At 45.8% G+C, this 665-nt stretch carries 2 protein-coding genes; both read right to left on the minus strand.

What is annotated here, in order from left to right; genetic code table 11:
* The coding region (locus A3729_RS07155; protein WP_197475650.1) for an NAD-dependent epimerase/dehydratase family protein at positions 1–310 on the minus strand (310 nt) is incomplete at its 3' end.
* A gap of 93 nt (positions 311–403) precedes the next feature.
* A partial coding sequence (locus A3729_RS07160; protein WP_231877372.1) for an enoyl-CoA hydratase/isomerase family protein occupies positions 404–665 on the minus strand: 262 nt, incomplete at its 5' end.

Genomic DNA, 665 nt, shown 5'->3' on the forward strand with positions numbered 1-665 from the left:
GAAGACCTAGCCGTGCAACATTCAAAGGAAAGGTGACATCTATTTCGTAGTAAGCTTCTTTATTTGGCGTTTTACGAGTAGTAGAACCCAGGGCGCAAAATATATCGTCTACTTTTTTGGGTTCGGGAGCGCTGAGCTCACGGTAGTTGACTGGCCATTGTTCAACCTTAGGCAGCTTGGCCCAAGNGGCACTTGAAGGTGAGCGGACGAAAGCAACAACACGTTCATAAGCGGGATGTTGATTGAGCAAAGAAACCAAATGACTACCGATTAGTCCGTTTGCGCCAGCAACCCATGCTGTTTTCCCCATGAACTTCTCCATTTACGTATCACTTGCTTGAGCTTGAAACAAAAAAGGCTTTGAAACAGTGCTTCAAAGCCTTCTAGTAATTTATGATTGAAATTAACGGCCAGACCAGTTTGGCGGACGTTTTTCAAGGAAGGCACGTAAGCCTTCTTTTTTGTCGGCTGTTTCGATCAAGGCTGCTTGAGCAAACTTTTCCATAGCCAAGCCAGAGTGTTGTCCTGCCTCAAGGCCATAGTTGACCATCGACTTCATAAACTGAGGAACGAGTGGCGCAAACGCGGCAATTTGACCTGCCATTTTATGTAGCGTCGGCATAAGATCTTCTGGCTCAAGCAAACGGGTAATTAAGCCTATTTGA

It is taken from the genome of Oleiphilus sp. HI0043 (assembly GCF_001634935.1).